This window comes from Streptomyces sp. NA04227 (assembly GCF_013364195.1).
Taxonomy (GTDB): Bacteria; Actinomycetota; Actinomycetes; order Streptomycetales; family Streptomycetaceae; genus Streptomyces.
In genome coordinates this window covers 5,457,572-5,478,851 of sequence record NZ_CP054918.1, presented here as the reverse complement: position 1 = coordinate 5,478,851, position 21,280 = coordinate 5,457,572, and the positions used below count along the sequence as shown (strand labels likewise).

The 21,280-nt window shown below is 69.1% G+C and carries 18 protein-coding genes; 9 read left to right on the top strand and 9 right to left on the bottom strand.

The annotated features are described in order from the left end of the window. Positions 1-130: 130 nt before the first annotated feature. The 5 genes from HUT18_RS23490 to HUT18_RS23470 form a co-directional block, all read right to left on the bottom strand. Positions 131-673: a hypothetical protein gene (locus HUT18_RS23490; protein ID WP_176102542.1), complete on the bottom strand. Its 543-nt coding sequence runs from the start codon at positions 671-673 to the stop codon at positions 131-133. Positions 674-1,141: 468 nt separating this feature from the next. After that, entirely contained in the window at positions 1,142-1,831 is a 690-nt protein-coding gene (locus HUT18_RS23485) for a hypothetical protein (protein WP_176102541.1), read from the bottom strand. Between the two features lie 30 nt (positions 1,832-1,861). Beyond that, entirely contained in the window at positions 1,862-2,752 is an 891-nt protein-coding gene (locus HUT18_RS23480) for a hypothetical protein (protein WP_176102540.1), read from the bottom strand. A 21-nt stretch (positions 2,753-2,773) separates the two neighbouring features. Further along, on the bottom strand, positions 2,774-4,072 hold the full coding sequence (locus HUT18_RS23475) for an enoyl-CoA hydratase/isomerase family protein (protein WP_176102539.1): 1,299 nt from the start codon (positions 4,070-4,072) through the stop codon (positions 2,774-2,776). A gap of 1 nt (position 4,073) precedes the next feature. Continuing rightward, positions 4,074-4,391 (bottom strand): hypothetical protein, encoded by a 318-nt coding sequence (locus tag HUT18_RS23470; protein ID WP_176102538.1) that lies wholly within the window; start codon positions 4,389-4,391, stop codon positions 4,074-4,076. Between the two features lie 509 nt (positions 4,392-4,900). Here HUT18_RS23470 and HUT18_RS23465 point away from each other — a divergent pair. The 5 genes from HUT18_RS23465 (at position 4,901) to HUT18_RS23445 (ending at position 12,010) form a co-directional block, all read left to right on the top strand. After that, entirely contained in the window at positions 4,901-6,328 is a 1,428-nt protein-coding gene (locus HUT18_RS23465) for an aspartate ammonia-lyase (RefSeq protein ID WP_176102537.1), read from the top strand. Between the two features lie 184 nt (positions 6,329-6,512). Continuing rightward, entirely contained in the window at positions 6,513-7,241 is a 729-nt protein-coding gene (locus HUT18_RS23460) for a DUF402 domain-containing protein (RefSeq protein WP_176102536.1), read from the top strand. 119 nt (positions 7,242-7,360) lie between these two features. After that, positions 7,361-8,035: a class I SAM-dependent methyltransferase gene (locus HUT18_RS23455; protein ID WP_176102535.1), complete on the top strand. Its 675-nt coding sequence runs from the start codon at positions 7,361-7,363 to the stop codon at positions 8,033-8,035. A 59-nt stretch (positions 8,036-8,094) separates the two neighbouring features. Then, positions 8,095-10,092, top strand: coding sequence for an ATP-binding SpoIIE family protein phosphatase (locus tag HUT18_RS23450; protein ID WP_176102534.1), 1,998 nt, complete (start codon positions 8,095-8,097; stop codon positions 10,090-10,092). Positions 10,093-10,546: 454 nt separating this feature from the next. Beyond that, on the top strand, positions 10,547-12,010 hold the full coding sequence (locus tag HUT18_RS23445) for a catalase (RefSeq protein ID WP_176102533.1): 1,464 nt from the start codon (positions 10,547-10,549) through the stop codon (positions 12,008-12,010). 129 nt (positions 12,011-12,139) lie between these two features. On the opposite strand, the gene HUT18_RS23440 is transcribed toward HUT18_RS23445, so the two are convergent. Continuing rightward, positions 12,140-14,395 (bottom strand): transglycosylase domain-containing protein, encoded by a 2,256-nt coding sequence (locus HUT18_RS23440; protein ID WP_176102532.1) that lies wholly within the window; start codon positions 14,393-14,395, stop codon positions 12,140-12,142. A 552-nt stretch (positions 14,396-14,947) separates the two neighbouring features. Here HUT18_RS23440 and HUT18_RS23435 point away from each other — a divergent pair. Both HUT18_RS23435 and HUT18_RS23430 read left to right on the top strand, forming a co-directional pair. Then, positions 14,948-15,838, top strand: coding sequence for an SPFH domain-containing protein (locus HUT18_RS23435; protein WP_254879080.1), 891 nt, complete (start codon positions 14,948-14,950; stop codon positions 15,836-15,838). Beyond that, positions 15,835-16,131, top strand: a complete 297-nt coding sequence (locus HUT18_RS23430; RefSeq protein WP_176102530.1) for a hypothetical protein — start codon at positions 15,835-15,837, stop codon at positions 16,129-16,131. The genes HUT18_RS23435 and HUT18_RS23430 overlap by 4 nt, the downstream gene beginning before the upstream one ends. A 57-nt stretch (positions 16,132-16,188) precedes the next feature. On the opposite strand, the gene HUT18_RS23425 is transcribed toward HUT18_RS23430, so the two are convergent. After that, the gene (locus tag HUT18_RS23425; RefSeq protein WP_254878770.1) at positions 16,189-17,091 is read right to left on the bottom strand and encodes a LysR substrate-binding domain-containing protein; all 903 of its coding nucleotides are present in this window, start codon (positions 17,089-17,091) and stop codon (positions 16,189-16,191) included. Positions 17,092-17,289: 198 nt separating this feature from the next. Here HUT18_RS23425 and HUT18_RS23420 point away from each other — a divergent pair, with 198 nt between their 5' ends. Next, entirely contained in the window at positions 17,290-17,844 is a 555-nt protein-coding gene (locus tag HUT18_RS23420) for a peroxiredoxin (RefSeq protein ID WP_176102528.1), read from the top strand. A 17-nt stretch (positions 17,845-17,861) separates the two neighbouring features. Next, a complete protein-coding gene (locus tag HUT18_RS23415; RefSeq protein WP_176102527.1) occupies positions 17,862-18,395 on the top strand; it encodes an alkyl hydroperoxide reductase in 534 nt (177 codons plus the stop codon). A 174-nt stretch (positions 18,396-18,569) separates the two neighbouring features. On the opposite strand, the gene HUT18_RS23410 is transcribed toward HUT18_RS23415, so the two are convergent. Both HUT18_RS23410 and HUT18_RS23405 read right to left on the bottom strand, forming a co-directional pair. Next, on the bottom strand, positions 18,570-19,991 hold the full coding sequence (locus HUT18_RS23410; protein ID WP_176102526.1) for an AI-2E family transporter: 1,422 nt from the start codon (positions 19,989-19,991) through the stop codon (positions 18,570-18,572). 173 nt (positions 19,992-20,164) lie between these two features. Next, positions 20,165-20,899, bottom strand: a complete 735-nt coding sequence (locus tag HUT18_RS23405; RefSeq protein WP_176102525.1) for a transglycosylase SLT domain-containing protein — start codon at positions 20,897-20,899, stop codon at positions 20,165-20,167. Positions 20,900-21,280: the final 381 nt, after the last annotated feature.

Genomic DNA, 21,280 nt, shown 5'->3' with positions numbered 1-21,280 from the left:
GGCGGACGGACCGGGGCAGTGCCGTACGGACGGACCAGGTCAGTGCCGTACGGACCGACGGCCCGCGTCGCACGCACCGCGCCGCACCACACAGCTCTCGACAGCCCGCATCGCACGGGTGGGCTCCGGCTCAGCTCCCGCTGCGGGCACCGAGGTCGTAGGCCAGGCGTTCCGCCTTCTCCTTGGTCAGACCGCCGGAGATCTCGACCTTGCCACCGGAGATCACGCTCAGGACCGCGGGGGCGCTCAGGAGGCGGTCGCCGAGGAGCGTCGCCACGCGGTTGTTCGGCGGCGCACTGCCCGACACCTTCGCGCTCAGCGCCCGGAAACGCTCCGCGTCACGGGAGTTGAAGCTCATCGATACCGTCCACCCGGCCGATTCGGCCCGGTAACTCGCGGCCACCGACTCCAGCCGCTCGACCTCCATGGCGGTGTCCGCCCCCGAGTCGACGGTCAGGCACTCACGGCCATCGGTACCGGTGAACTCCTCGGGCCCCTTGTCCGCCGGGCAGGCACCTGTGTCCACGGCGACCACCCGCACGAACCTCAGCGTCCCTTGGGGTGCCACCGTGGTGCGCTCGGGCCGCTTCTTCTCACCTTCGCCCTCGTCCTCGTCCCCGACCACCCCCACCAGGACCACCAGCCCGAGGACACCCATCAGCAGACCGGCCACCGAGAGCACCCATATCCAGGGAGTGCTCAGACCCGGCCGCGGCGGTGGGGCGGACCACGGCGGTGCGGGCGGTGGGGCGGATGGCGGCGCGGAAGGTAGACCGCTCGGCGCTTCGGACGGCGGGGCCGGCCACCCCGGAGGCGGCGCGCTCCCCAGTCCGGTGCCGTCACGGTCCGCCGCAGCTCCGGCACCAGCTCCGGCGCCCGCCCCCTGGTCACCCTGGTTCCCGCCCTGCTCAGGCGGCTGCCCGTACGGCTGCTGCCCGTCGCTGTCTCTGTCCATTGCCGCCCCCGCCGAATCTCCCGCACCAATGCCGCCCGGTACCGAGGACTGGCACCGGAGCCCGCCCGGGACCTGTCCTCGCGGCTTCCTGGTACCCATGAACACGCTCACCGACCCGTGCGTGGTGTGGCACGCGATCTGGTGCGCCAAGTTGCGCCACTTTAACGGGAGTTGAGGGGGGCGGCCTCAGGTCGTAACGGTGTCCGTGCCGTCCTGAGCCACCCCGCGGCTGCTCACCTCGGGCTCCTCGAAGGAGACCGTGTCCAGCACTGCAGCTGTCATGTCGCAGATCTCGCCCCAGTAGTCCATCGAAGCGGTGTGCATGGTGAACACCGCCGTGTACGGGGCGTTGGGGAACGGGACATGGACCTGAATCTGACCGGTCAGGAGTTTCTCCTGCTCCCCCGAGGCGGTGATCCCCGCATTGAGAACCAGCTCGGTGAGGGTGACGCAGGAGATAGCCGGGCCACAGGGCAGATCCAGCCAGCGCGCGTCGTTGTCCGAGTCGACCGACAGCGTCGCGAGGGTTCCCTGGGCCGCGATGTCGGGGTCCGCGTGCCCGGTCTCGACGGCGGCCAGGGTGAAGGCACATTGGACGACAGCGCCCTCGTCCGTGGAGAAGAGCCCCATCGCGGAGTAGGAGAGGCCGCTGTCCGAGAAGTGTTCGGCGAGGGCCTCGTAGTACGGGGCCGCGGGTTCCCAGATAGATTCGTCGCCCTGGGAGTACAACTGCCGTACGAAAGTCTCGGCGCGTTCGGCGCGTTCTTCGGGCGTTTCTGCCAGAGGAAGAGCGAAAAACGTCGACGGGACATCGAACCACACCGGCGGTATGTCACTGATGGCATCCGACGCGGATATCTCCGAAGGAATGGTCATGATTCTTGCCGTTCTGTTCGTGCCGTACGGTCAGCGGCCCGGGCTGCTTCCTTGCGAGTCCATGAGGTCGCTCGGCGCGAACATCCCGGAGAAGTCGCTGACTTCCACCGCACCCCTGCCGGCCATGCGGAAGTTTCCGTTGTCCAGACGAAGCACTACGGGATCGCCCATCAAGTCGTAGTTCTCACTGAAGCGATCGACACGTTGCCTTTGCCCTTCGGTGAGCTCAGAGAGGGGGACCAGTTCAGGGGAACCCACCAAGTAGGGCGCCAAATCCTCCCGATAGTTCGAGGCCACGCGGCACCACGAGCCGTCCGTAAAGTCGATGCGCAGATCGCACTGGTTGCCGGCGAGATCTTTCACTCTCAACGGAATGGCACTGAAGTCCCTGGTTTCCACTTTGGCGACACGGGCCCGGTCGATCTCCCAGAGGACCTCGTCGTCGATGGTGTCCGACGTCGTGAAGCCCACCACGACCAGGCGCGAGTCCGTGACGATGAGATGAGTACGGTATCCGCGCGGACGACGGCCCAGGTCCATCTGCCAGGGAAGGGTCGCGGCCACGCTGTCGGGGTCGCCCCAGAGCACGGGGAAGTCGTCCACCTCGTTCTCCGGCTCGTCGGGCCTGCCGAGTGTGCCAGGGCCGGGGCCGAGCCCGCCAGCCGCGGTGAGCACGATCATCACCGCGACGTAGCCGATACGTCCAAGAACGCCACCCACGCCCCGCACACCCTTGGCGGACTTGCCACGTGCGACGAACTCGGGACCTGCGGGCCAGCCCGGCAACCGGTCCTGGATATCCCGCCGTTCGGTGTCCCGGAACCAACGCATCCCTTTGACGGCGGTTGCGGCACCGGTGGCGAACACGACCTGAACTCGGGCCAGCATGGTTTCGCCCGGTTCCGGTTCCCAGATTGGCATTTTCCTTCACCTCTCCTGGAGTCAGTGCGCGGCAGCGAATCGATCGCCGGGATTGATCGCCTCGCCGACGTGCTGGGGAATGCTCTGCAGTTTGGGTGCGATCTTCAGGGCGCCATCAAGGGCACGCCCTCCGGCGCTGAAAGGATCGAGATCGGCCTTTCCTCCGGTTATCAGCTTCAGCCCTTTGGTTCCCAGCCATTGCCCTTCGTGATATCCGCCCTGGGCGAGACCCGCGAGCCTGCTCATCGTTCCGCTGCTTTCATGAGAGACCAGGACGAATTTCTTGGCCGTGCCTCCGATGGCCACCTTCTGGAAAAGGTTGACTCCCCCTTTGACCTTCCCCGCCATTTCACCCATCGCGAGGATATTCTTGGCGGACGTCACCTTGGCCGCTGTGAAGCCCTTGCCGAACTTCGCCGCGGTCCCCACCAGATCATCGGCCCCCTTCGCCAGCTTCGCCCCCTTGCCGAACAGCCCGATACCGGGGAGCAGGCCCACCGCGTCAAGCCCGATCTTCGCCCAACTCACATCCGCACCGGCCAGCTTCGCCAACGAATGAGCCCCGAGCGCCAGTCCGCCCGTGATCAGCGCAGCCGTCCCGAAGATCGCTGCCAACGGCGGGAACGGCAGGGTGATGATGGCCAACAGCCCGAGGATCGCGGTCAGATCGCTGAGAAGATCACCCACCAGCGCGATGATGTCGGCGTGGTCCTTGACCCACTCCGCCATCCCCTTGAAGCCGTCGGCGATGCGGTCGAAGAGGCCCGGCTTGTTCGGGGCGATGTTGCCGGCCTTCTCCAGGTCCTCGCCGATCTTCTTGGCGGCCTTGGCGTAGCGGTCGTCCAGGTCGTGGAGCCAGCTCATGGCCTCGCCGACCGCGATCTCCGCGTCTGCCAGGCTCTTGCCCTTGTCGGCGCCCTCGCCCTTGCCGTCGCCCTTGCCGCCCTCCGCAGACTTCGCGTCCTCGCGAGTCTTGGCGTCGTCGCGCTCATCCAGGGCTTTCTGTGCCGCCTTCTCCAGTCGGTCGGTCTCGTCCTGGAACTCCTGCAACTGCGTCGCCCAACGGCTGAGCGCGCTCGCCGCCTTGCTGAAGGACTCGTGGCTCTTCTTGAACAGGGGCGTGAGGTCCTCGCCGACGTGGCCGGCGAAGGCCACCGCAGTCTTGCCCTTCCAGGCACCGCAGCTGACCTGTTCCAACTCGCGGACGGTCGTGCCCAGATCGGTCGCCAACCCGTTGATGCGGCGTGCGAGGTTCCTGGTCTCCAGGACGTCGCCGGGCGTCGGGTCGCGGCCGATGGCGGGTAACTGGGGGCGCGTCACGTCAGTTGCCCTTCCCCTGCGACTTCTTCGACTTCTTCGACTTCAGGGCCTCGGCGAGCTCGTGATCCAGTTCGTCGAAGGTCTTGCCTATCGTGTTGATCATCTTCACGGCGCCCTGTGCGTGCTTGCCCAGTTGCTTCATGCCGTAGCCCCACTCGTCGGCGAAGTCGTGGAGCTCCTCCACGAGTTTCGGGGCGCCGACCACGGAGGCGTCAGTGTGCTTGAGGGCGGTGCGGGCGTCGCCCATACGGCCTGAGACGTTGCCGAAGGTCTTCCGTAAGTCCTCGAAGATCGTGCCGTCGATCCGCAGATCGCTCATACGGTGCTCCACAGATGGTTCGAAGGTGATTGCGAGAGGGTGAGACAGCGCCTGCCGACGAACTCGGCCGGACAGCTGGACGGGCTCGGTCAGATGCTTGGAGAGCGGTGGCGCGGCGGTACCGGACTTCTGTGCCGCGACGACCTCCTTGGCGTGACGTGTGCTGCCTCTCCCCTTTTCCTCGTCGTGTTCGTCGATGGGGCAGTACGTGCGGGCCACGGCCCCGGACGGACCGCCGATCACTTCGGCAGCCGAGCTCGGGACCATCGCACCCGTCCCAGCCTCCCCGCCGAAACGGAACTCCGCACACCAAATTCGATCACTCTCGACAGTCAAGTAGTCACCCTTCTCACTCTCTTGACGATCTGTTCACTCCCTCTCGCCCTCCGGCGTCGCGCATCCCGCACCGAGCATTCCCGCGTTGCTTTACTGGGCCGTCCCGCGCGGCGCCACTGCCCGGGAATACCCAGCCCCCCACGCCCGCTCCCCTTTCAGGAGGTACACCACCCATGACCACTGAACCCGGCAGCGGACCCCACCAGAGCCCCGCCGAAGTCGACTACCGCATCGAGCACGACTCCATGGGCGAGGTCCGCGTGCCCGCCCACGCCAAGTGGCGGGCGCAGACGCAGCGGGCCGTGGAGAACTTTCCGGTGTCCGGGCAGCGCATCGAGCGGGCGCACATCGAGGCGCTGGCGCGGATCAAGGGGGCGGCGGCCAAGGTGAACGCCGAACTGGGCGTGCTGGACGCGGAGGTCGCCGAGGCCGTGCAGGAGGCGGCGCGTGAGGTGGCCGAGGGGCGGTGGGACGAGCACTTTCCGGTGGATGTGTTCCAGACCGGGTCGGGCACCTCGTCCAATATGAACACCAATGAGGTGCTCGCGACGCTGGCCACCGAGCGGCTCGGGCGCGAGGTGCACCCCAACGACCATGTGAACGCCTCGCAGTCCTCGAACGACGTCTTCCCGTCCTCCATCCACATCGCCGCGACCGCGGCCGTGACCCGGGACCTGATTCCCGCCCTCGACCACCTCGCCGCCTCGCTGGCGCGCAAGGCGGAGGAGTTCGCGGACGTGGTGAAGTCGGGGCGTACGCATCTGATGGACGCCACGCCGGTCACGCTGGGGCAGGAGTTCGCGGGGTACGCGGCGCAGGTGCGCTACGGCGTGGAGCGGCTGCGGGCCTCGCTGCCGCGGCTGGCCGAACTCCCGCTCGGCGGAACGGCGGTGGGCACCGGGATCAACACCCCGGCCGGGTTCCCGTCGGCGGTGATCGCGGAGGTCGCGCGGGCGACCGGGCTGCCGCTGACCGAGGCGCGCGACCACTTCGAGGCGCAGGGCGCGCGCGACGGGATCGTGGAGACCAGTGGGCAACTGCGGACCATCGCGGTCGGCCTGACGAAGATCGCCAACGATCTGCGCTGGATGGCCTCGGGTCCGCGCACCGGGCTCGCCGAGATCGCCCTGCCCGACCTCCAGCCGGGCTCCTCGATCATGCCGGGCAAGGTCAACCCGGTGATCCCCGAGGCGGTGCTGATGGTCGCCGCCCAGGTGACCGGCAACGACGCGACCATCGCGACAGCGGGCGCGGCCGGGAACTTCGAGCTGAACGTGATGCTGCCGGTGATCGGCAAGAACGTACTGGAGTCGATCCGGCTGCTCACCAACGTCTCCCGGCTGCTCGCCGACCGCACGGTCGACGGGATCACCGCCAACCGTGAACGGGCCCGCGAGTACGCCGAGTCCTCGCCCTCGGTGGTCACGCCGCTGAACAAGTACATCGGGTACGAGGAGGCCGCGAAGGTCGCCAAGAAGTCGCTCGCGGAGCGGAAGACCATCCGTGAGGTGGTGCTGGAGTCCGGGTACGTGGAGCGGGGCGATCTCACCGTCGAGCAGCTCGACGCGGCGCTGGACGTGCTGCGGATGACCCGCCCGTAGGGCACAGCCCCAGGGCGCGGGCCCCGCCTCACGGGCCCCGCCCGAGGCCCGTTGTGACCACATTCACCCACGCTCGCCCGCCCCTCGCCGACAACTGGCTGAAAACGATCGGTCGTTGAGCCCCCGGCGAGGGCTGGTGACGCGTACCGCAGCGGGCCACGAGGGCGGCTCCTAAACTCTGCTCATGACGGCCGAGGACAGCAGAGCGAACAGCGCGGACGGTACGGACGGCACCTCCGGAAGACCCCGTCGGGTGCGTACCGGTGAGGTCGCGCGCTGGGCGAGCGGCGACCGAATCCTGTGGCGCTACCGCGAGAACGCGGGCGCGCACATCCACATCTGCCGCCCAGTGACCGTCGTCCAGGACACCGCGGAACTGCTCGCCGTCTGGCTGGCCCCCGGCACCGAGTGCGTCAAGCCGCTGATGGCGGACGGCACGGCGGTGCACGCGGAACCGCTGCGGAGCCGGTACACCAAGCCGCGTACGGTCGCCCGTGACCGCTGGTTCGGCACCGGAGTGCTGAAGCTCGCACGGCCGGGCGAACCGTGGTCCGTATGGCTGTTCTGGGAGCAGGGCTGGCGGTTCAAGAACTGGTACGTGAACCTGGAGGAGCCGCTCGTGCGCTGGCCGGGCGGGGTGGACTCGGAGGACCACTTCCTCGACATCTCCGTATCTCCGGACCGCAGTTGGCACTGGCGCGACGAGGACGAGTTCGCCGAGGCCCAGCGGGCCGGTCTGATGAACGCCGCGCAGGCGCTGCGGGTCCGTGAGGCGGGGTGGCGCGCGGTGGCGCGGATCGGTGAGTGGGGCCCGCCGTTCGACGAGGATTGGCCGAACTGGCGGCCGGATCCCGCGTGGACGATCCCCTCCCTGCCGGACAACTGGGACCGTACGCCCGCGCATGTGTCCTGATGAGACCCTTGATGCGCCCCCATGGTTCAAACGTAGGATCGTCCTCCGCAAGGTCGCGCTGCCACAACTCCTCCGGCTGGCGCGGAGCCTGACAATCAGTCATCGAGGGGCGGCAGGACGTGAGCGAGGCCTACGAGGGATACGGCGGGGACACCGCCGTCGACCGTACGGGTCAGGCCGAGGCCTTCGACGCCATCGGTGCGCGGTACGACGTGGCCTTCCCGCACAAGGAGGGCCAGCTCGCCGCGGGCGCCTGGCTGGCCGCCTCGCTGCCGCCCGGCTCCCGGGTCCTGGACGTGGGCTGTGGCACCGGCCTGCCGACCGCGCGGGCGCTCGCCGACGCGGGCCACAAGGTGACCGGGATAGACCTGTCCGCGGGCATGCTGAGCCTGGCCCGTGCGCATGTCCCCGAGGGCGAGTTCCACCAGCTCGATCTGGCCGCACTGCGGGTGGCGGGCCCGGAGGGACTCGGCGAGTTCGACGGTATAGCCTGCTTCTTCACGCTGCTGATGCTTCCCCGTGCGGAAATCCCTTACGCACTGCGGCAGTTGCACCGTTTGCTCAGACCGGGTGGCCTGTTCACGCTGTCCATGGTGGAGGCAGACCTGGACGACGCGGAAATTCCGTTCCTGGGGCACTCAATCCGGGTATCGGGATTTCTGCGGGACGAATTGCGCCGGGTGGTGCGCGAGGCGGGCTTCGAGATCGCGGGTGAGGAGTCGTTCGCGTACGCCCCGGCGAGTACGGATGCACACCCCGAGCACCAGCTCTTCCTGAACTGCCGACGCGCCTAGGCGCACGAGCACGCAGTGCGCGCACGACGCGCAGCCCCGGACGGACGGATTCGACACGCGTGACGGAGCACCCCACCTCCCACGAGGCCCGGCAGCCGAACGCTGCCCGGCCCAAGGCCCCCGCGGACCCGCGCGGGGCGCTGCTGCGTACCCCGGCACAGGGCAGGTCCGGCGACCCTGCGGCCCCGCCCGGCGCGGGCACCGGCAGTGATGAGCATTCGCAATCGTCGACGGCCGAGCCAGATGCGCCCCGCCCGCGACCGACACCGGAGGGTGTGGAGATGCAAGCGGGCAGCGAGAGCCTGAGCCGGGTGCCAGGTCCGGCGGGCGCCCCGGCCCCGCGGCAGGCCGGTGCCGCGATGCGGCGCGACGGGGACCGGCTGCGCTTCGTGGGCGCGGCGACCCGGCGGATCGCACGCGGTATCGACCTGGACGAGATCGTGATGGGGCTGTGCCGGGCGACGGTGCCCACCTTCTCCGACGCGATCCTGGTCTATCTGCGCGACCCGCTGCCGGTCGGCGACGAGCGCCCGGCGGGTCCGGTGGTACTGCGGCTGCGCCGTACCGACCGAATCCCCGAGGACCAGGACACCGAGGGCACCCCGATGCCGCCGCTCCAGGTGCAGCCGGACCTGTCCGCGACCGCCGAGCTGTGCGAGGTGCAGCCCGGCGGTGCGCTGGCCGAGGTACTGCGCGGGGTCCGGCCGGTGTTCGCCGACGCCGCGACCGCCCGGGCCGCGCTGCCCGAACTGCTCGGCGACGGGCTGGCCGTGCCGGACGGCAAGCACGCCGTGCTCGCGCCGCTGCGGGGCCGCCGCCGGGTGATCGGCGCGGCCATCTTCCTGCGCAGGCCCGACCGTCCGGCCTTCGAACCGGACGATCTGCTGGTGGCGGCGCAGCTCGCCACGCACAGCGCGCTCGGCATCGACAAGGCCGTGCTGTACGGCCGTGAGGCCTATATCGCCGACGAGTTGCAGCGCACCATGCTCCCCGAGACGCTGCCGCGCGCCATGGGCGTACGGCTCGCCTCGCGCTATCTCCCGGCCGCCGAGACGGCCCGGGTCGGCGGCGACTGGTACGACGCGATCCCGCTGCCGGGCAGCAGGGTCGCCCTGGTCGTCGGCGACGTCATGGGCCACTCCATGACCTCCGCCGCGATCATGGGCCAGCTGCGGACCACGGCGCAGACCCTCGCCGGTCTCGACCTGCCGCCGCAGGAGGTCCTGCACCACCTCGACGAACAGGCCCAGCGGCTCGGTACCGACCGCATGGCCACCTGCCTCTACGCGGTCTACGACCCGGTCTCGCACCGCATCACGATCGCCAACGCGGGCCACCCGCCGCCCGTTCTGCTGCACCTCGGCGGGCGCGCGGAGGTGCTTCGGGTGCCGCCGGGCGCCCCGATCGGTGTCGGCGGCGTGGACTTCGAGGCGGTGGAGCTGGACGCGCCGGCCGGGGCCACCCTGCTCCTGTACACCGACGGCCTGGTCGAGTCCCGGCTGCGCGACGTATGGACCGGCATAGAGCAACTGCGCGAACGCCTCGCCGCCACCGCGCAGTTGACCGGACCGGACCACCCGCCGCCGCTGGAGGCGCTGTGCGACGAGGTGCTCGACATGCTCGGCCCGGGCGACCGGGACGACGACATCGCGCTGCTCGCCGCCCGCTTCGACGGCATCGCGCCCAGTGACGTCGCGTACTGGTTCCTGGAACCGGAGGACGCCACTCCGAGCCGGGCCCGCCGTCTGGCACGCAGCGCGCTGGCCCGCTGGGATCTGGAGGACCTGAGCGACTCGGTGGAGTTGCTGGTCAGCGAGGTCGTCACCAACGCGGTCCGGTACGCGACGCGTCCGATCACGCTGCGGTTGCTGCGTACGGACGTGCTGCGCTGTGAGGTCGGCGACGACGTGCCCCAACTCCCGCGGCTGCGCCAGGCCCGGGCCACCGACGAGGGCGGCCGCGGCCTGTACCTGGTCAACAAGCTGGCCCGGCGCTGGGGCGCGACCCGGCTCAGCACCGGCAAAGTGGTGTGGTTCGAGGTGCCGCGGCGGGCCTGAGGCCCCGCCCACCGGCGCCTCCCACTGACGCCGCCCACGAGGGCAGCCGCGGCACTCGGCCGCGGCTGCCCTCGTTTTGTTCTGATCGATCCGGTGTGCTGTGCGGATCGGCCGTGGGGCGCGCCACACCGTGTGCCGACCGGGTCCGCCGTCACCCGTCCGCACCCTCCGGCACCCCAGGGAGCCGGGCGGACCGCAACCAAGGACCGAGGCCATGACCACTTACCAAGAGTCCAAGAGTAAGTGGAGCGGAGAGCCAACGGCGTACGTGTACGGGCGTACGCGTACTGATGACCACGGTGCGCAATTCCCACTAGCACGACCAAGCGCCCCGTAACAAGGCGTAATCAATAAGTCGGGCAAATGTTGCCGACCTCCCGCCCCGGGCGTTGACTGCTGTCGAGACGAAGCCACCCGACACCCTCGCGCACCCGATCCCCCTGGGAGGACGCTCGTGACCTCGGCAGCCCGCAAGGTTCCCTTCACCACCACCAACGCAGGCATCCCGGTGGAGAGCGACGAGCACTCGCTGACGATCGGCCCAGACGGTCCGATCCTCCTTCAGGATCACTACACCATCGAGAAGATGGCCCAGTTCAACCGCGAGCGGGTGCCCGAACGGGTGGTGCACGCCAAGGGCAGCGGCGCCTACGGGCACTTCACGGTCACCAACGACGTCAGTCAGTTCACCAAGGCCGACGTCTTCCAGCCCGGCCGCACCACCGACATGCTCGCCCGCTTCTCCACCGTCGCGGGCGAGATGGGCTCCCCCGACACCTGGCGCGACCCGCGCGGCTTCGCGCTGAAGTTCTACACCCAGCAGGGCAACTACGACCTGGTCGGCAACAACACCCCGGTCTTCTTCGTCCGGGACACGATCAAATTCCAGGACTTCATCCGCTCCCAGAAGCGCCACCCGCGCACGGGCCTGCGCAGCAACGACATGCAGTGGGACTTCTGGACCCTGTCCCCCGAGTCCGCGCACCAGGTGACCTGGCTGATGGGCGACCGCGGCATCCCGAAGACCTACCGGCACATGAACGGCTACAGCTCCCACACCTATATGTGGATCAACGGCGGCGGCGAGAAGTTCTGGGTCAAGTACCACTTCAAGACCGACCAGGGCATCGCCTTCCTCACCCAGGAGGAGGCCGACGAACTCGCGGGCTCCGACGCCGACAAGCACCGCCGCGACCTGTACGAGGCCATCGAGGCCCGGAACGCGCCGAGTTGGACGCTGAAGGTGCAGATCATGCCCTTCGAGGACGCGGCCGACTACCGGTTCAACCCCTTCGACCTCACCAAGGTGTGGCCGCACGGCGACTACCCGCTGATCGAGGTCGGCCGGATGACCCTCGACAAGAACCCCGAGGACCACTTCGTCCACATCGAGCAGGCCGCCTTCGAGCCCTCGAACCTGGTGCCCGGCATCGGCCCCTCCCCCGACAAGATGCTGCTCGGCCGCCTCTTCTCCTACCCGGACACCCACCGGTACCGGATCGGCCCGAACTACACCCAGCTCCCGCCCAACCGCCCGCGCGTCGAGGTCCGTTCGTACGCCAAGGACGGCCCCATGCGCTACGAACCCGCCAATGTCAGCGCCCCGTACGCACCGAACTCCGCCGGTGGCCCGGCCGCCGACTCCGAGCGGTACCGGCCCGCGAGCTGGCACACCGAGGCGGGCGAGATCGTGCGCGAGGCGTACTCGCTGCACCGCGAGGACGACGACTGGGGGCAGCCGGGCACGATGGTCCGCGAGGTCCTGGACGGTCCGGCGCGCGAGCGTCTGGCCTCGAACATCAGCGGCCACCTCGCCCAGGGCGTCACGCCCCCGGTGCTCCAGCGCGCCTTCGAGTACTGGCGCAACGTCGACAAGAACCTCGGCGACCGCATCGCCGCGAAGTTCAACGGGGCCTGAGCCCCGCCTCTCGCCCATCGGCGGGAGGGCCACAACACACAGGCGCCCGGAGCCGGTTGACGGCTTCGGGCGCCCGTGTGCGCGTTGTTCGTTTCCGTACGCGCGTTGTCCGTTCCCGTAGGTGGGCCGCTAGCCCCGGCGTGCGCGCCGCCCGTCCGGGTCCTCCGGGATCCCCCACGTCGGGTCCGCGGTCGGCGGCGGCTCGATGGTGGGCGGGTCGGTGGGCTCGTCGGTGGTCGGCGGGTCCGTGGGGAAGTCCGTCGGCGGCTCGTCGGTGGGCGGGGGCTCCTCGGTGGTCGGAGGCTCCTCCGGCTCCTGGGTGGGCGGCACCTGGTCGTCGGGGGTCTCCTCCGGCAGCGGGCTCTCCTCCGTGGGCGGGGTGTCGATCCCGGCGCCCATGTCGGTCTCCAGGTCGAAGGGGGTCGGCTCGCCCATGGCGTCGAAGGTGTACGCGGCCCAGATCTGGGCCGGGAAGCCACCGCCGTTGACGCGGCCGCCGCCGGCCGCTCCGCTCAGGGTGACCTGGGCCCCCTTCTGGATCTTCTTGCCGCTGTCGTCGGTACGGCTCTTGCCCGCCTCGCCGAACAGGCCGACCGAGGTGACCAGATCCGGCGTGTACCCGGTGAACCAGGCCGACTTGTTGTCGTCGGAGGTACCCGTCTTGCCCGCCACCTCCTGGAGCGGGTTGCGCACCGCGTAGCCCGTACCGTCGTCGACCACGCCCTGGAGGACCGAGGTGAGGGAGTCGGCGACCTCGCGGTCCAGGACCTGCTCGCCGATCGGGTCCGGGAAGTCGACCTGGTGGTCCATGTGGTCGGCTTCCTTGATCATCGCCGGGCTGACCTTCTCGCCGTGGTTGGCGAAGGTCGCGTACACCCCGGCCATGTCGAGCGGGCTCGCGCCCATGGTGCCCAGTGTCTGGGCGGGCACCGCCTCCTGGCCCTCGGTCTGCATGCCGAGGGTCTCGGCCATCTCCATCACCTCGTCCATCCCGACGTCCACGCCCATCTGCGCGAACACGGAGTTGACGGACTTGTTCATGGCGCGCTGCACGGAGACCGGGCCGTAGCTCTCGTCGTCCTCGTTCTCCGGCGCGAAGGGGATGTCGCTGCCCTGGACGGGCCGCTTGCTGGTGCCGTCGTAGACCGTGTCGGCGGTGATCGGCTCGTCGTCCTGGGTGACCGCGCCCGCGGCGAGCGCGGCGGCGAGGATGACCGGCTTGAAGGTGGAGGCGGGCTGGTAGTCGATGCGGGTGGCGTTGTTGGTGTAGTGCTTCAGGTAGTCCTCGCCGCCGTACATCGCGAGGACCTTGCCGGTCTTCGGGTCCACCGAGACCGCGCCCGCCTGCACATCCCCGTCGACCGCCCGGGTCTTCGGCGAAAGCTGGGAGGTCAGCCGCTTCTTGACCGACTTCTCCAACTGCTGCTGCTTCTTCTCGTCGACGTTCAGGGTGATGTTCCAGCCACCCGCGTCGACCAGGGCGACGGCGTCCTCGCGGGAGACGCCCTGCGACTGGAGCTGGCTGACCAGTTGGGCGTTGGCCGCCTTCACCAGGTAGCCGCGCTGGCCTTCCAGACCGGGCGCGCCCTTGGGGTCCTTCGGCACCGGGAAGGTGAGACCCGAGCGCTTGCCCTTGTCCAGCCAGTCCTCCTCGACCATGTTGTTGAGGACGTAGTTCCAGCGGGCCTTGACGCGCGCCTTGCCGTTGTCCGTGGCGGCGTGCCAGTCGTAGGCGCTCGGGGCCTGGAGGAGGGCGGCGAGATACGCGCCCTGGGCGACGTTCAGATCGCGGGCGTCGACGCCGTAGTAGGCCTGGGCGGCGGCCTGGATGCCGTACGCGCCGCGGCCGTAGTAGCTGGTGTTGAGGTAGCCCGCGAGTATCTCGTCCTTGGACATCTTGCGGTCCACCTTGAGCGAGATCACCAGCTCCTTCAGCTTGCGGCTGACGGTGCGTTCCTGCGTCAGGTAGTAGTTCTTGACGTACTGCTGGGTGATCGTCGAGCCACCCTGCTTGCCGTTGCCGCTCAGGGTGTTGAACAGACCGCGGGTGGTGCCCTTGAGGTCGACGCCCTGGTCCTTGTAGAAGGACTTGTTCTCGGCGGCGACAAAGCTGTGCTGGACGTCTATCGGCACCTCTGACAGCTCGACGAGCTCGCGGTTGACGTCGCCGGTACGCGCGAAGGTCTTGCCGTTGCTGTACTTGTAGACGTTGCTCTGCGCCTTGGCCGCGGCGTTCCCCTCGGGGATGTCGACGACCATGTACAGCACCACGAAGGCGCCCATCACCATCAGGCAGAGCACGAAGAAGGTGCCGAGGACTTTCTTCCAGGACAGGAAGCGGCGTATCCCGCTCCGCCCCGCTCGCCCGGATCCCGCTTGTGCCATGGGTTTCCCCGTTTCCCTTCGCGACCTGGTCGCCGATGCCTTGCCGATGCCCTTGCCGGTGTCGTCCCGTCCGTCCGTTTCCCGGTCCGGCCAGCTTTGAAAGCTAACACCGCACCTCGGACATACATCCTCCGTCCGGACTTTTCCGGACGTGACAATCAGCACCTGTCCCTATGGGTTCCGACGAGCGAAGTGTCCGGAAGGTTGCCATCAGAAATTAAGTGATAGCAGTTTGCTAGATCTGAGCTAAGGTGTGGTTGCGGCCCTGACCAGTGCCGCGAGCCCTCACTCGGGTCACGTCCGTGACGTGTCCCACACCGGACGCTTTCGGACGGGCGTGCCCTGCGACGGGCGTGCGCCGTCGCACGCGACCGGCGTGACGGGTGCCCGCCGCATACGAAGTGCGCCAATCCACATGCACAGCGAACAAATTGGGGGAGCCAGATGCCCATGGACGAGACCGGTACCGCCGGAGCGAGCCCTGACCCGCACCCGAAGCCGTCCGTGCCGTCCCGGCGAGGCGGCGCCGCGGCGGACGCGGACACTCCGCAGATGCCGCGCCCGAGGGTGCGCGAGAAGCCCGCGCACAGCGTGGGCGGTGGACTGGCCCTGCTCCTCGGCCTGTTCGGGCTGACCCTCGGCATCTGCACGATCGTGCTCGGCGCGCTCGCCTCGGGCGGGGTCAAGGTGGCGCTGATCCTGCTCGGTGCGGCGATCGCCGTCGCGGCGCTGTTCGCGATGTGCGGGCTCAACATGGTGGCGCCCGGCGAGGCCCGCGTGGTCCAGCTCTTCGGCCGCTACACCGGGACCATCCGGCACGACGGGCTGCGCTGGGTCAATCCGCTCACCTCGCGCGAGGTGATCTCCACCCGGGTACGCAACCACGAGACCGCCGTCCTCAAGGTCAACGACGCCTACGGCAATCCGATCGAACTGGCCGCCGTGGTCGTCTGGCGGGTGGAGGACACCGCACAGGCCAGCTTCGAGGTGGACGACTTCGTGGAGTTCGTCTCCACCCAGACCGAGGCGGCCGTACGGCACATCGCCATCGAGTACCCCTATGACGCGCACGACGAGGACGCGCTCTCGCTGCGCGGCAACGCCGAGGAGATCACCGAGAAGCTCGCCGTCGAACTCCACGCACGGGTGGAGGCCGCGGGTGTACAGATCATCGAGTCGCGCTTCACGCACCTCGCGTACGCTCCGGAGATCGCCTCCGCGATGCTCCAGCGCCAGCAGGCCGGAGCCGTGGTGGCGGCCCGCCGTCAGATCGTGGACGGGGCGGTCGGCATGGTGGAGGCCGCGCTCACCCGGATCGGCCAGGACGGTTTCGTGGAGCTGGACGAGGAGCGCAAGGCGGCGATGGTCTCGAACCTGATGGTGGTGCTCTGCGGTGACCGCGCCGCCCAGCCCGTCGTCAACACGGGGACCCTCTACCAGTGAGCCCGGAGGCCGAGGGGCCCGAGAAGCGGCGGCCGCAGCAGCGCAAGCAGGTCCTGCTGCGGCTCGATCCGCACGTCCACGACGCCCTGGCCCGCTGGGCGGGCGAGGAACTGCGCAGCACCAACGCCCAGATCGAGTTCCTGCTCCGGCACGCCCTGCGCGAGGCGGGGCGGCTGCCCCAGGCGGTGGAGCCGATCCGGCGCCGGGGCCGCCCGCCGAAGAGATCCGTCGAGCGGGCTGTCGAGCGACCCACCGAGCCGCCCGCCGACGAGAGCGACCACGGACGCCACTGAGCCCGCCGCGCCGCCGCGCCCGCCGTGCCGCCACGCCCGCCCGTACGGACTTCCCGTTCAGGCCTCGACCACCCGCACCGGCAACTCCCGTACGGCACCCCGTAGTTCGGCCGCCAGTTCCGCGTACTCCGCGCCGCGGGCCGCCCCGGTGCGCATGGCGAGGGCGATCCGGCGGGTGGGGGCGGGGGCCTCGAAGTAGCCGGTGCGCAGGAGGTCGCCGCGGCCCGTCTCGACCTCGACGGCGGTACGTGGGAGCAAGGTCACACCGAGGCCGCCCGCGACCAGTTGGACCAGGGTGGACAGGCCGGTGGCCGCCGTGGTCACCGGGGTGTCCGCGCGCCCGGCCTCCCGGCAGACGTCGAGGGCCTGGTCGCGCAGGCAGTGGCCCTCGCCGAGCAGCAGCAGATCGAGATCGCGCAGCACCGTGTGCGCGAGCGCGTCCCGGCCGCCGAGCGGATGGTCGCGTGGGGTGATGAGCACGAAGTCCTCGTCGAACAACGGCAGTTCGGTGATCCCCGGTACGTCGAGAGGCACCGCGAGCAGCAGCAGATCGAGCCGCCCGGTGTGCAGTCCGTCCAGCAGCGAGGAGGTCTGCTCCTCGTGCACCTTGAGTTCGAGATCGGGGTACCGGTCCCTGGTCAGCCGCAGCACGGTCGGCAGCAGATAGGGGGCGACCGTCGGGATCACCCCGAGCCGCACCTGCCCGGTGAACGGGGCACGCACCGCGTCGGCCTCCTCCATGAGCGCGGCGACCTCGATCAGTACCGTCTTCGCGCGGACCGCGAGCCGCTCGCCCGCGGGCGAGAGCAGCACCTTTCGGGTGGTGCGCTCCAGGAGACGGACGCCGAGCACGTCCTCCAGGGCCGAGACCGCGCCGGACAGGGCGGGCTGGCTCATCCCGATCGCGGTGGCCGCGTCCCGGAAGTGCAGATGGTCGGCGACCGCGGCGAAGGCCCGCAACTGCGCGAGCGTGGGCTGGCGGGAACGTCCCGCCGCACCCCTTTTACCGCCTGTCTTTCCCTGGGTAACCAATAAGCTCCTCCGATCAGCACGACACAGTCTAGCTATTTCACTAATCAATGACCGGTGTGCCAACATCAAGATCCGTCCAACCCGCAAGGACCCCTCACAAGGGGGTTACTTTCCCAAGGAGAGCGTGTGCTCACTGTTGGTGACCAGTTCCCCGAGTACGACCTGACTGCTTGTGTGTCGCTGGAGAGCGGCAAGGAGTTCGAGCAGATCAACCACAAGACCTACGAGGGCAAGTGGCGCGTCGTCTTCTTCTGGCCGAAGGACTTCACCTTCGTCTGCCCCACCGAGATCGCCGCCTTCGGCAAGCTGAACGACGAGTTCGCCGACCGTGACGCGCAGATCCTCGGTGTCTCCGGCGACTCGGAGTTCGTGCACCACGCCTGGCGCAAGGACCACGACGACCTGCGCGACCTGCCCTTCCCGATGCTGGCCGACTCCAAGCACGAGCTGATGAGCGGCGCCGGTGTCGAGGGCGAGGACGGCTTCGCCCAGCGCGCCGTCTTCATCGTTGACCCGAACAACGAGATCCAGTTCACCATGGTGACCGCCGGCTCCGTCGGCCGTAACCCCAAGGAGGTCCTGCGGGTCCTCGACGCTCTCCAGACGGACGAGCTGTGCCCCTGCAACTGGAGCAAGGGCGAGGACACCCTGGACCCGGTCAAGCTTCTCTCCGGCGAATGATCTGAGCTGATTACTTCATGGCACTCGACGAACTGAAGTCCGCGGTACCGGACTACGCCAAGGACCTTCGCCTGAACCTCGGTTCGGTGATCGGCAACTCCGACCTCCCGCAGCAGCAGCTGTGGGGCACGGTGCTCGCCGTCGCCATCGCCTCGCGCTCCGAGATCGTGCTGCGCGAGCTGGAGCCGGAGGCCAAGACGAACCTGTCGCCCGAGGCGTACACGGCGGCCAAGTCCGCCGCCGCGATCATGGCGATGAACAACGTCTTCTACCGCACGCGCCACCTGCTCTCCGACCCGGAGTACGGGACGCTGCGCGCCGGTCTGCGGATGAACGTCATCGGCAACCCGGGCGTGGAGAAGGTCGACTTCGAGCTCTGGTCGCTCGCGGTCTCCGCGGTCAACGGCTGCGGTCAGTGCCTCGACTCGCACGAGCAGGTACTCCGCAAGGCGGGTGTCGACCGCGAGACCATCCAGGAGGCGTTCAAGATCGCCTCGGTGATCCAGGCGGTCGCCGTCACCCTGGACGCGGAAAAGTCCCTCACCGACTGAGCCCACGAGCCGGTCGCTGAGGAGGCGGGACCGTAACTCCACAGATTCAGCAGTGGAGTTGCGAAACCGCCTGGCAATACAGCACCAAAGCTTCGGCCCTTCCCGGGAGTTGATCCGGGAAGGGCCGAAGTCGTCTGTGCGCAGGGCTGGTTCAGCTCTCCTGGCGGTGCGGGTTCAGCTCTCCGGGGAGTCCTTGGGCGGCTCGGCACCCCGCACACCGCTGTCCGAACTCTCCTTGTCCGCCGCGCTCTTGGTCCCGGGCTCACCGGCACCGGCACCGCCGCCGCCCACGGGCGCCGCCGCCGGAGCCACGTCGAGTGCCGACGAGCCGTGCGGGGCGGGTGACTGCCGCAGTGCGCTCTCGCGCGCGTACGCGCGCAGATAGCCGACCACCGTATTGGTCACGGCGACCAGCGGTACGGCGACCACGGCACCGCCGATGCCCGCGACCAGGCCGCCCGCGGCGACCGAGAGGACCACCGCGAGCGGGTGCACACGTACCGCGCGGCCCAGGATGAAGGGCTGCAGGATGTGCCCCTCGATCTGCTGCACCGCGAGGACCACGACCAGCGTCATCACGGCCGTGAACACGCCCTGGGTGACGAGTGCGACGACCACCGCGAGCGCGCCGGAGACGACCGCGCCGACCAGCGGGATGAACGCGAACAGGAAGATGAACACGGCCAGCGGCACCGCCATCGGCACCCCGAGGAAGTAGATCCCGAGGCCGATGAAGATGGCGTCGATGAGGGCGACTATCACCGTGCCGCGCACATAGGCGGTCAGCGTCCGCCAGGCCCGCGGCCCCGCTCCGGCGATGCCCGGACGGGCCTGCGCGGGCACGAGTTTGAGCACCCACTGCCAGATGCGCGGTCCGTCGTAGAGCAGGAACAGGGTGCAGAACATCGCCAGGAGTATCCCGGTGAGGGTCTCCACTATGACGGTGACGCCTTCGAGACCGGCCGAGGTGATCTCCTCGGTGTTGTCCCCGATCGACTCGCGCAGCGTCTTGGCGATGTCGTTGATCTGGTCCTCGGTGACATGGAACGGGCTGTCGAGCAGCCAGCGCCTCAACTCGTCGATGCCGTCCTGGACTTGGGTGGACAGGTCGTCGAGGTTCTCCATCACCTGCCAGGCCACGAACCAGCCGACCAGGCCCATCACCACGAAGCCGAGCACCGCCGTGACGGTGGTGGCCACCCCGCGCGGCAGCCCGAGCCGGGTGAGCCGGGCGACGGTCGGCTGGAGCAGGGCGGTCACCAACAGCGCGGCCACGAAGGCGAGTACGACGAGCTGTACGGCGCTGATGATCCGCATCAGGATCCACAGCGTTCCCGCGAGGACGAGCAGTCGCCAGCCCGCCTCTGCGGCGACCCGCAGGCCCCAGGGCACGGCGGCCACCGGATCGGGTTTGGGCGGAGCGGGCGGCGGTGGCGGAGGCGGCGGCTGCGCCGATTCGGCGGTGGCGCCCGCGGTGGTGGGCAAACTGTCGTCCGCGGCGCGGCGTTCGGCCTCGGCGCGGCGTTCACCGAGGCGTTCGCCGAGATCGGTGAGCCCGCCGCCGACCTTGCCGAGCCACGCTGGCAGTCGCGACATCGTTGGTCCTCTTCCCCCTGGGGTCCCGTCGGCCCCCGCTCGTCGTGTGGCCCGTGATCCCCCGGTCGCCGTTGACCAGACGAACCTACACGCACGAAGCCCCCCGCCGTCGAACGGCGAGGGGCTTCGATTGGGTAAACGGTGCGCTTGCGGGCCGGGGCCCGACCGGCCCTCTAGTACCAGTTGTTGGCCTGCCAGAAGCTCCAGGCTCCACACGGACCGCCGTAGCGGTCCTCCATGTAGTTGAGGCCCCACTTGATCTGGGTCGCCGGGTTGGTCTGCCAGTCGGCGCCCGCGGAGGACATCTTGGATCCGGGCAGGGCCTGGACGAGGCCGTACGCGCCCGAAGACGGGTTCGACGCCCGGTAGTTCCAGCTCGACTCGTGGTCCACGATGTTGCTGAAGCACTGGAACTGGTCGGCCGGGACCATCTGCCGGGCCATCGCCTGAACCTCGGCGATGCTGTAGGAACCCTGGACGGGGAAGTCGGAGGAGTCCCGGGAGGCGGAACGGCTGGCCGCTTCTTCGGCCGCCTTCGCGCGCTCTTCGGCTTCCTTCTCGGCCTTCTCGGCCTTTTCTGCGGCCTTCTGCTTGGAGACCGCGTCGTCCGCGGCCTTCTTGCGGGCCGCCTCCTCCGCGGACTTCTTCGCCGCGGTGTCGGCTGCGAGCGCCTGGGCGTCCGCCTGCTGGCTCAGCGAGGCGGTCTGCACCTGAGCCTGCTGGCCGGCGGGAATGTCAGCGAGGAGGGTCGCGTCGCCTGCCGTCGCCTCGAAGTCGTTCTGGTTCGAGGGGTGCTGGGTGTTGCCCGAGGCAACGCCCACGACGGCGCCGACAGTGGTGACCGCGGTAGCCGAAGCCACTGCGAATCCCCGGACCGAAATCCGGCTCACACGGTTTCCTTCCAGCATCGCCCGCTTAGGTGACCTCGCGGACGCAATCGTGCCCCTGACGCTGGCCTCCCACTTGCTAGGTCACGGGAGGCACGGGCCCGGTGGGCAACTTCTGCTGCAGAAGCGCCGTGTGGTGCTCGGGCGGCATACGACGAGCTCTATGGAGTTCTGTTGTGTGTGTGCCTTGGAGACACACGTGTGTCGTATGCGGGGCCTGACAGGACCCAGACTCTGCCCTAGCACCGGGGCGCAAGGCAATTCCCGTTGGGGTGTGAAAGCTCACAGGCCGTTTGTCCCAGGCACTTTGCGGAAACCAGCAGACGCCGAGGCGCCGCCCGGCTAGGCTCTGCGGCCTTTCCGAGCGGCGCCAACTCCCCGACGGCGGGGGCGAATCGGTGC